The 500-nt window shown below is 44.0% G+C and carries 1 protein-coding gene; it reads left to right on the top strand.

The features are described from left to right. The coding region (locus AC805_RS26400) for a hypothetical protein (RefSeq protein WP_197278759.1) at positions 1 to 500 on the top strand (500 nt) is incomplete at both ends.

Genomic DNA, 500 nt, shown 5'->3' with positions numbered 1-500 from the left:
TACCAGCCTTCAGCAATATCGCCATACGATCGCGTCCAGACTTTGCGCTTCTATGGCTTTATCACTAGCCTGAGAATGCGCGTAGATATCAACTCAATAAATGAGAGCCAAATCCCAAACCTAGAGGCAGATGCATCTAGAACGGAAAGACTGACTGCTTTAAGGGATCTCGAATGGAAATCACCCCGAAAGCAAATTAGTTTCTATTTAAAAACTGCTCATATAGACTGGCAGCCGATTTTCGAGGTAAGCCTCTTGAATCGGTTGCCTTACTATCAGGTGAATTTACTACCCTATTTCACCGATAACATTAGCTTTGATACATCAAATGATTGTGTTATCGGCGCACGCATAACCGATGCGGGGTATGGACTCCTTGAGGGTACTGACCGAGTAACCCTTTATGGCAGTGTCCGCGAGGAAATCACCACATTGCCAACTGATAGCAAAGAAATTAGCTTTGCAACTCCTTACAGTTGGACGATTAACAGTGATTCTCA

The organism is Pseudanabaena sp. 'Roaring Creek' (assembly GCF_001402795.1).
In the GTDB taxonomy this organism is placed as follows: Bacteria; Cyanobacteriota; Cyanobacteriia; order Pseudanabaenales; family Pseudanabaenaceae; genus Pseudanabaena.
Note: the sequence above shows the minus strand (reverse complement) of the source record. Positions and strands in the feature narration are given on the sequence as shown.